This window comes from Streptomyces sp. NH27, from assembly GCF_056859195.1.
Genome location: NZ_JACEGK010000358.1, coordinates 1 through 8,212, shown reverse-complemented (window position 1 = coordinate 8,212; position 8,212 = coordinate 1). Strand labels below are relative to the sequence as shown.

Annotated in this window: 9 protein-coding genes; 4 read left to right on the top strand and 5 right to left on the bottom strand. The window is 73.8% G+C overall.

Annotated features, from left to right (window positions below; translation table 11 throughout):
• Nucleotides 1-177 precede the first annotated feature (177 nt).
• On the top strand, nucleotides 178-1,545 hold the full coding sequence (locus tag AC13HU_RS25615) for an NAD(P)/FAD-dependent oxidoreductase (protein WP_483044301.1): 1,368 nt from the start codon (nucleotides 178-180) through the stop codon (nucleotides 1,543-1,545).
• 133 nt (nucleotides 1,546-1,678) lie between these two features.
• Complete coding sequence (locus tag AC13HU_RS25610) at nucleotides 1,679-2,371, top strand: ribonuclease H family protein (RefSeq protein WP_483044300.1); 693 nt, start codon at nucleotides 1,679-1,681, stop codon at nucleotides 2,369-2,371.
• On the opposite strand, the gene AC13HU_RS25605 is transcribed toward AC13HU_RS25610, so the two are convergent.
• The 5 genes from AC13HU_RS25605 to AC13HU_RS25585 form a co-directional block, all read right to left on the bottom strand.
• Nucleotides 2,328-2,702, bottom strand: a complete 375-nt coding sequence (locus AC13HU_RS25605; RefSeq protein WP_483044299.1) for a hypothetical protein — start codon at nucleotides 2,700-2,702, stop codon at nucleotides 2,328-2,330. The genes AC13HU_RS25610 and AC13HU_RS25605 overlap by 44 nt on opposite strands.
• 18 nt (nucleotides 2,703-2,720) lie before the next feature.
• Nucleotides 2,721-3,776 (bottom strand): DUF4232 domain-containing protein, encoded by a 1,056-nt coding sequence (locus tag AC13HU_RS25600; RefSeq protein ID WP_483044298.1) that lies wholly within the window; start codon nucleotides 3,774-3,776, stop codon nucleotides 2,721-2,723.
• Nucleotides 3,760-4,248, bottom strand: a complete 489-nt coding sequence (locus AC13HU_RS25595) for an RNA polymerase sigma factor (RefSeq protein ID WP_483044302.1) — start codon at nucleotides 4,246-4,248, stop codon at nucleotides 3,760-3,762. Before AC13HU_RS25595 ends, AC13HU_RS25600 begins: the two co-directional genes overlap by 17 nt.
• 95 nt (nucleotides 4,249-4,343) lie before the next feature.
• Entirely contained in the window at nucleotides 4,344-5,042 is a 699-nt protein-coding gene (locus tag AC13HU_RS25590; protein WP_483044297.1) for a class F sortase, read from the bottom strand.
• Nucleotides 5,039-5,776 carry a DUF4232 domain-containing protein gene (locus AC13HU_RS25585; protein ID WP_483044296.1) on the bottom strand — a complete coding sequence of 246 codons (738 nt, stop codon included), beginning with the start codon at nucleotides 5,774-5,776 and terminating at the stop codon, nucleotides 5,039-5,041. The genes AC13HU_RS25590 and AC13HU_RS25585 overlap by 4 nt, the downstream gene beginning before the upstream one ends.
• 211 nt (nucleotides 5,777-5,987) lie before the next feature.
• On the opposite strand from AC13HU_RS25585, the gene AC13HU_RS25580 reads away from it, so the two are divergent.
• Both AC13HU_RS25580 and AC13HU_RS25575 read left to right on the top strand, forming a co-directional pair.
• Nucleotides 5,988-7,247, top strand: coding sequence for a VWA domain-containing protein (locus AC13HU_RS25580; RefSeq protein ID WP_483044295.1), 1,260 nt, complete (start codon nucleotides 5,988-5,990; stop codon nucleotides 7,245-7,247).
• Nucleotides 7,247-8,083, top strand: coding sequence for a hypothetical protein (locus tag AC13HU_RS25575; protein WP_483044294.1), 837 nt, complete (start codon nucleotides 7,247-7,249; stop codon nucleotides 8,081-8,083). The genes AC13HU_RS25580 and AC13HU_RS25575 overlap by 1 nt, the downstream gene beginning before the upstream one ends.
• Nucleotides 8,084-8,212 lie beyond the last annotated feature (129 nt).

Sequence of the window (8,212 nt, the reverse complement as noted above, 5' to 3'; positions counted from 1 at the left end):
TTCCCGGCCCGTTCCCACCTCGGCGCGAGGGTTCGTACCGGCCTCCGCCCGGGCCCCGCCCCGCCGTTCCGCTGGCGGCCCACCCACCGGCGGGGTAGGACGGTAGTGCGAGGCCGCGATCCGCGGGCAGGCGCACAGCCAAGGACAGCAGCCGGGCCGCAGAAGGGAAGGGTTATCGTGGCACGACCGAAGATCCTCGTGGTGGGCGCGGGCTTCGCCGGCGTGGGGTGCGTACGGCGGCTGGAGCGCAGACTGAGCGCCGACGAGGCGGACGTCGCCCTCGTGACGCCGTTCTCGTACCAGCTCTACCTGCCGCTGCTGCCGCAGGTGGCCTCCGGCATGCTCTCCCCGCAGTCGATCGCGGTGTCGCTGCGCCGCAGTGAGAAGTACCGGACCCGGATCATCCCCGGCGGCGCGATCGGCGTGGACACCAAAGCCAAGGTCTGCGTGGTCCGGAAGATCACCGGCGAGACCGTCGACGAGCCGTACGACTACATCGTGCTGGCGCCCGGCAGCGTCACCCGCACCTTCGACATCCCGGGGCTGGCGGACAACGCGCGGGGCATGAAGACACTCGCCGAGGCCACGTTCGTCCGCGACCACGTCATCTCGCAGCTCGACCTCGCCGACGCCAGCCAGGACGAGGCCGAGCGCACCTCGCGGCTGCAGTTCGTCGTCGTCGGCGGCGGATACGCGGGCACCGAGACCGCCGCCTGCCTCCAGCGCCTGACCAGCAACGCGGCGACCCGCTACCCGCGGCTGGACCCGCGCCAGATCAGGTGGCACCTGATCGACATCGCGCCGAAGCTGATGCCCGAACTCGGCGACAAGCTCGGCCTCAGCGCGCAGAAGATCCTCCGGGACCGCGGCATCGACATCTCGCTCGGCGTGTCCATCGCCAAGGCCGGCCCGGAGGAGGTCACCTTCACCGACGGCCGCGTGCTGCCCTGCCGCACCCTGATCTGGACCGCCGGCGTCGTCGCGAGCCCGCTGATCGCCACGCTCGACGCGGAGACGGTACGCGGCCGCCTGGCGGTGAGCGCCCAGATGTCGGTACCCGGGCGCTCCGGGGTCTTCGCCCTCGGCGACGCCGCCGCCGTACCCGACCTCACGAAGGACGACGAGACCGCGGTCTGCCCGCCCACCGCCCAACACGCCATGCGCCAGGGCCGCAAGGCCGCCGACAACGTCATCGCGTCCCTGCGCGGTCAGCCGCTCCAGCCCTACATGCACAAGGACCTCGGCCTCGTCGTGGACCTCGGCGGCCGGGACGCCGTCTCCAAGCCGCTCGGCGTGGAACTGCGCGGCCTGCCCGCCCAGGCCGTCGCCCGCGGCTACCACTGGTCCGCGCTGCGCACCAATGTGGCCAAGACCCGCGTGCTCACCAACTGGCTGCTCAACGCAGTCGCCGGGGACGACTTCGTGCGCACCGGCTTGCTGTCCCGCACACCGGCCGCGTTGCGCGACTTCGAGTACACCGATGCCTACATGACACCGGAGCAGGTCCGTGAGCACACCGCAGCCGCGCACGTGCAGCTGAAGTGACCGGCGCCAGGGCGGCGTGACGGCGCGGACACCGGTACGGGTACGGATACCGGTACGGGCACGGGCGCGGATGGGATGGCGTACGTGACCGGCCCGGGTCCGCGCGGTCCCCGCCAGGTGGCATGATCGGAGCGTGGCAGACCGCATCACCGCCGCTTGTGACGGCGCGTCCAAAGGAAATCCGGGTCCGGCCGGCTGGGCCTGGGTCATGGCAGACGGCTCGGGCGAGCCCGAGCAGTGGGAGGCGGGGCCGTTGGGTACCGCGACCAACAACGTCGCCGAACTCACCGCCCTGGAACGGCTGTTGACCGCCGTCGATGCCGCGGTGCCGCTGGAGATCCGGATGGACTCCCAGTACGCCATGAAGGCCGTCACCACCTGGCTGCCGGGCTGGAAGCGCAACGGCTGGAAGAACTCCGCCGGCAAGCCCGTGGCCAACCAGGAGTTGGTGGTCCGCATCGATGCCCTCCTCACCGGCCGTACCGTCGAGTTCCGTTACGTGCCCGCGCACCAGGTCGACGGCGACCGGCTCAACGACTTCGCCGACCGCGCCGCCAGCCAGGCCGCCGTCGCCCAGCAGTCCGCGGGCAGCGCCCAGGGTTCCCCGGAGCCGCCCCCCGCGCCCGCGAGCAGCCGCAAGCCGGCCAAGGGTGCCGCCCGGTCCGGCACGCGCGGCGCGCTGGGCGCCGCCGACCCGGCCGGTGGCGGGCAGGTGCGCACCTTGAAGGCGAAGTACCCCGGCCGGTGCCGCTGCGGCCGCCCCTACGCCGCGGGCGAGCCGATCACGAAGAACCCGGACGGCTGGGGCCACCCGGAGTGCCGCTGACCTCGTCGGAGCCGGCGCCGGAGCCGCCGGGGCCGACCGGGTCCGTCCCGGCCTCCGTCGCCGCCGTCTCCGGCTCGGCCGTCGCCGGCGTCGGTTCAGCCGCGGGCGCGGGACGCGCCCTCGGGTCCCGGTAGCGCAGCAGCAGCATCGCCGCGTCGTCGTGCAGCGGCCCGCGGGTGTGCGCGATCAGGTCCGCCCGCAGCGACTCCAGGCCGTTATCGCATTGAGCCTTGTTCCAAAGCTTCGTGCGCCGGGCGCGCGCCTGTCCGCCGCCTGCCGGTACGGCGCGCCCCGGCCTGGGGGCGTGCCGCACCGGGGAGGGCGCGGTCACGGGTGTGGCGCGATGCGCTCAGGACGGCGGGTTGCCGGTCCTGCCCGCGGTGAAGGGGGTGATCTCGAACATGTCGTCGCAGTCGGTGATCTGCCCGGCGAACTTCAGCGACGCCTTGCTGCCCGGCGGGTACATCTTGAGCTGGGCAGAGGTGGCCAGGCAGGTGCCCTGCTGGTTGACCGTGTGGATCGTGTTGCTGGCGCTGCCGCCGGGCTTGAGTACGACGGGGAAGTAGTCCAGTGCCCGGCGGGTGGCGGGCTGACCGATCTGCGTGCCGTTCGCGTCGAGCATCGACAGGCCCGGGTAGCCCGCGACATGGCAGGCCGTCCGGCTGGTGTTGGTGATCACCAGATAGCGGTAGAGGTTGCCGGCGCCCGCGTCGCTGCCGCCCAGGGTCGCGGTGAGCTGAGCGGCCGTGCACATCGGGCTGGTGTCCGCCGTCGTCGGGGGAGTGGAGGGCGCCGTGCCGGGCGCGCCGGACGTGGCGTCGGCGGACGGCCCGGTGGCGGAGGGCACGGTGGGGGTGGGTGCGCCGTCCTTGCCGGTGGCCCGCTGCTCGGAGGGCGTGGTCGTCGGCCGCCCGGAGGGCGCGGGGCCGCTGCTGGCCAGGGAGCGGTCGGCCGGTGGGCCGACCACCTTGCCGTCGTCGCCGGGAGCGATCACCCCGGTCACGAACAGCGCGCCGGCGATGACCGCGGCGGCCGCGGTGCCGCCGGCCAGGGTCCGTACCCTGCGCCGACGCGCGGCGCGGCGCCTGATGCGCTCGAACGCGCCCGGCGGGGCGGACAGGTAGCCGCCCGTGGGCCGCAGCAGCCGCTCCACGGGGTCCGTGTCGTCGCCGCGGCCCGGGCCAGGCGGGCGGTCGTCGAAGTCGTGGGTCAGGTCGTGGCCGAAATCGCGGTCCAGGTGGTGGCCGGAACCCTCATCCGAGGGATCGTCGAAGCCGCCGAGGCGGTCGAAGCCGTTCGCCCGCTGAACGCGCTCGCCGGGCACGCCGGAACCGCCGGGCACGCCGGAACCCTCGGGGGTCCCGGACCCGTCCGGAACTGTGGGGCCGTCAGGAAATCCGGTCATGGTGCTCCCCGAGCTTGGCGCGCAGCAGTTCGCGGGCGGCGTGCAGGTCGGCCTTGACGGTGCCCTCCCTGCGGCCCAGCAGGGCCGCCACCTCCCGGACCGGCAGGTCCGCGTAGTAGTAGAGCAGGGCCGGGTCGCGCATCCGCTCGGGCAGCGACTGCACCAGCATCCGCACCGTGGGGTCGGTCGCCTCCGGCTGCTGCTTCACCGCTTCCTCCGTCTTCACCCGGCGCAGCGCGCGCCGCTCGCGCTCCAGTTTGCGCCAGTGGTCGCGCACCAGGTTCGCCGCGGTCACGTAGAGGAAGCCGCTGGGCTCCTCCACCTTCGTCCAGCGTGCCCAGAGCCTGGTGAATGCCTCGGAGGCGATCTCGTGCGCGGTCCCGTCGTCGTCCACCAGCTTGCGCACCCAGCCCGCCAGTCGCGGGTACAGGGCCGCGAACAGCTCGGAGGCCGCGCGCTCTTGAGACCGGATGGTCGCTCCCCTCGCTTGTCGTCGTGACTGCCCGGCGGGCCCGGCCGACCGTACCGGCCCGGTCAGGCCGGCCGGACCGGCGGGCGCCCTCGGGCTCACGACCCGGACACCAGCGAGGCGTAGACGATCACGTTGTCCGGATAGCCGCCGCCCCCGCTGATCCGGGTCCCGCCGCACGTGATGAGACGCAGTTCGGGGCGGTTGACGTTCCCGTACACCGAGGATGTCGGGAAATGGGCCTTGGAGACGGTCTGCACCCGGTCGACGGCGAAGGTCGCCACCGAACCGTCCGCCCGGACCACCGACACGGTCTCCCCCTTGCGCACCTTGTCCAGACGCAGGAACACCCCGTCGCCGTACGAACCCACCGTGACGTGGCCGAGGATCACCGAGGGGCCGAGCTGGCCGGGGGTCGGCGAGCCGTCGTACCACCCCGCAGGGGCGTTCTTCTCGATCGGCGGCACCTTCACCTCGCCGTCGGCGGCCAGGCCCAGCGCCATGACGGTCGTGTCGACGCCGATCGAGGGGATACGCAGCCGCGCCGGCACCGAACGCGCCATCGGCCGCGCGGACGCCGCGGGCGCGGTGGCGGACGGGCCGGAGCCGCCGTCCGCCGGGACGGAGGTGGTCGGGGGCACCGACCCACCACCGGACGGCGTCTGCGCGGGCGAGGTCGACGTGCACCCGCACAGCAACGCCAGACCCGCCGCGAGCGCGCACACGGCGCCCCTGCGGCGGGTCCGGCGGCCGGCGGCCCCCTGGCGTACGGCGGTCACGCCGGCCGCGCGGCTCAACGGCCGTCCCGCACCCTGCGGCGGCGCACCACCGCGATGCCGGCGCCGCCCAGCGCGAGTACGCCTGCGCCGGTCGCGGCGAGCGCCGTGGTGTTCCCGCCGTGCGAACCGGTCTCGGCCAGGCCGGTGTCAGGGGCGCCGGAAGGCACCGTCGGCACCTGCGCGCCGCCGGTGCTGCCCTTCGACGGCGCGGTGGTCGGCGCGGCCGTCGGGGTGCCGCCGTCATTGCCGCCCTTGCCGGCCGCGAGCGGGGTGATGGCGAAGGTGTTGTAGCAGTCGGTGATCGCACCCGGGATCGTCAGCGACGCGGTGTTCCCCGGCGGGTAGACCTTCAGCTTCGTGGACGCCGGCAGGCACGTGCCCTGGTGGTTGACGGTGTGGATGGTGTCGCTCGCCGACGCGCCGGGCTTCAGTACGACCGCGGAGTACGTCCGCGCGTCCCGCGTGGCGGGCAGGCCGATCTGCTTGCCGCTCGCGTCGAGCATCGACAGGCCCGGGTAGCCCGTCAGGTGACAGGTCGTCGAACCGGTGTTGGTGAACACCAGGTAGTTGTAGAGGTTCCCGGCGCCCGCGTCGCCGCCGCCGAGAGCGGCACTGAGCTGTGAAGTGGCGCACATCGGGGTGCCGGAGGCATCCGCGACGGGCGAGGACGCCATCGCCGGTACGGCTCCCAGCGCGGCCACCGCGAACACCGCGGTCCCCGCGGTCCCCGCGGCGAGTGAACTGATGCGCATATCCTGCTCCTTGTCTCCCCGGATGTCTTCCCAGGCCCCTCCCGGGGCTTCCCCGGGCGACTCGCGGAACCCGTCGTCCGGAATCGGGAGCAGAGACGACCCGGCCCGCGCCCGGGTTGTAAAGAAACGTCAAAGTCCGTCCGATTGCGTCCAACGCCCATGCTGACCAGCCGACTTCGGGAATCGGCCCACCCTTCACTACGATCCACCGATGATCATCCGAAAGCTACTGGCCGCCGGCTCGGCCTGCGGGCTGATGGCCGCGCTCGCCTGCGGCCTCCTGCCGGCCACCGCCCAAGCCGGGGAGCCCGTCCCGGGGGCCACCCCCAAGGTCGAACTCGTCCTCGACGTCAGCGGTTCGATGAGCGCCAAGGACATCGACGGACAGTCCCGGATGTCCGCGGCGAAGCAGGCGTTCGACGACGTACTGGACTCCACGCCCCAGGGCGTCGAGCTCGGCATACGCACCCTGGGCGCGAACTACCCCGGCGACGACCGCAAGACCGGCTGCAAGGACACCCGGCAGCTCTACCCCGTCGGCACCCTCAACCGCGACCAGGCCAAGAGCGCCGTCGCCACCCTCCAGCCCACCGGCTGGACCCCGATCGGCCCCGCACTGCTCGCGGCCGCGAGCGACATCAAGGGCGGCGACGGCACCCACCGCCTGGTCCTCATCACCGACGGCGAGGACACCTGCGCGGCCAACCCCTGCGACGTCGCCCGGCAGATCGCCGCCCAGGGCGTGGACCTCACCATCGACACCCTCGGCCTCGTCCCCGACACCCACACCCGCAGCCAGCTCAGCTGCATCGCCGAGGCCACCGGCGGCACCTACACCACCGTGCAGCACCGCCAGCAGCTCACCACCAAGGTCAAGCAGCTCGTCAAGCGCAGCACCGACACGGCGGTGACCCCCACCGCGGTCCAGGGCGCCGACACCTGCGCGGCCGCGCCCGTACTCAAGCGCGGCCTGTACACCGACCGCGAGACGTTCTCCCAGAACCGCTGGTACCGCGTCGACGTCCGCCCCGGCCAGGAACTGCGCGCCGCCGCCACGGTCTCCGACGACCGCTCGGTGAACGCCGACTACGGCGTGCTGCTGCGCGGTGTCACCCTGCACGGGCGCGAGATCGTCCGCGACGACGAAGGCGGTACCGGACGCACCGACTCCGTCTCGGCCGGCATCCGTTACCCGAAGCCGAAGGCCGACGACGACACCCCGGCCGAGACCGTGTGCCTCCAGATCGGCAACTCCTACTCCGCGCCCGCCTCCGTCAAGACCACCCCGGGGCTGCCGGTCGAGCTGTCCATCGACCTCGTGCACAGCCCTGACCAGCCCTCCGACGTGGCCTTCTACGGGCTCGGCCGCGGCTGGTGGCTGCTCGGCCTGCTCGCCGCCACCGGCGCCGTCGCCGGACTGCTCACCGGCTGGGCCGCCCGCTGGCGCATGAATACCGGGAGGACCCGCTGATGCGCACCGTACGACTGCTCGGCGCCGCCACTTTGCTGGCGGCAGCCGCCCTCACCGCGCTGACCGGACCGGCCGCCGCCGACGACTCCTCCGGCAGCCCGGACCCCACGGCCACCGCCACCGGGTCCGACGGGCCGCCCACCCAGGCCGGCACCGACTTCCGCACCGCCACCGTCATCGACCAGGGCGTCCACGCCACGGCCGACGCCTCCACCGGCGACTACCTGTACTGGCAGTTCCCCGCCGACACCGGGCAGCACGTCACCGTGCACGCCACCGTCACCTTCCCCACCACCGCCACCCGGCACGGCGCGTCGACCTGGCAGGTCGACGTCTACGACGGCCTGCGCCGCCGCCAGCCCTGCCGCTACGGCACCCAGACCGTCACCGCGGCCACCGACGCGGCCTCCGTCGACCTCGTCTGCCACCTGCGGACCATCCGCTCGTGGTCCGAGCCGTGGGCGAACGACCCGCTGCGCGGCGCGTACTACGTCCGGGTGACCGTCCTCGACCTGCCCTCGACCGACCTCGGGCAGCCGGTGCAGGCCGCGGTCGAGGCCACCTCGGACGGCACCGCCGGCCGCCAGGCGGTCGACGGCTCCGTGGCGCCGGTGGTGACCGCCAACGGCCCGCTCGTCGCGCCTTCGGACGGCTGGGCCGGCACGTGGTGGTCGCCGCGGTGGCTGTGGACCGGCGGCGGCGGGCTGCTCGCGGTGCTGCTGGCGTTCGGGGCGCACCGCCTGGCCCGCGGGCCGCTGCGGCCGCCCGCGCCCGCGCGACCGCCGGCGTACGACCGTCCGGACCGGCCGCGGGAGCCGGCAGGGTACGGCGACTGAGCGGGGGCGGGTTCGGCCCGTCGCAGTTCCGCTGAGGCCCGAGGTTGGGGCCGGTCCGGGCCGGCTGGTCCGGGCCGGGCGGTTGCGGTCCTGCTGAACCCTTCCGGTTGATCCGGGTCGGCCGAATCC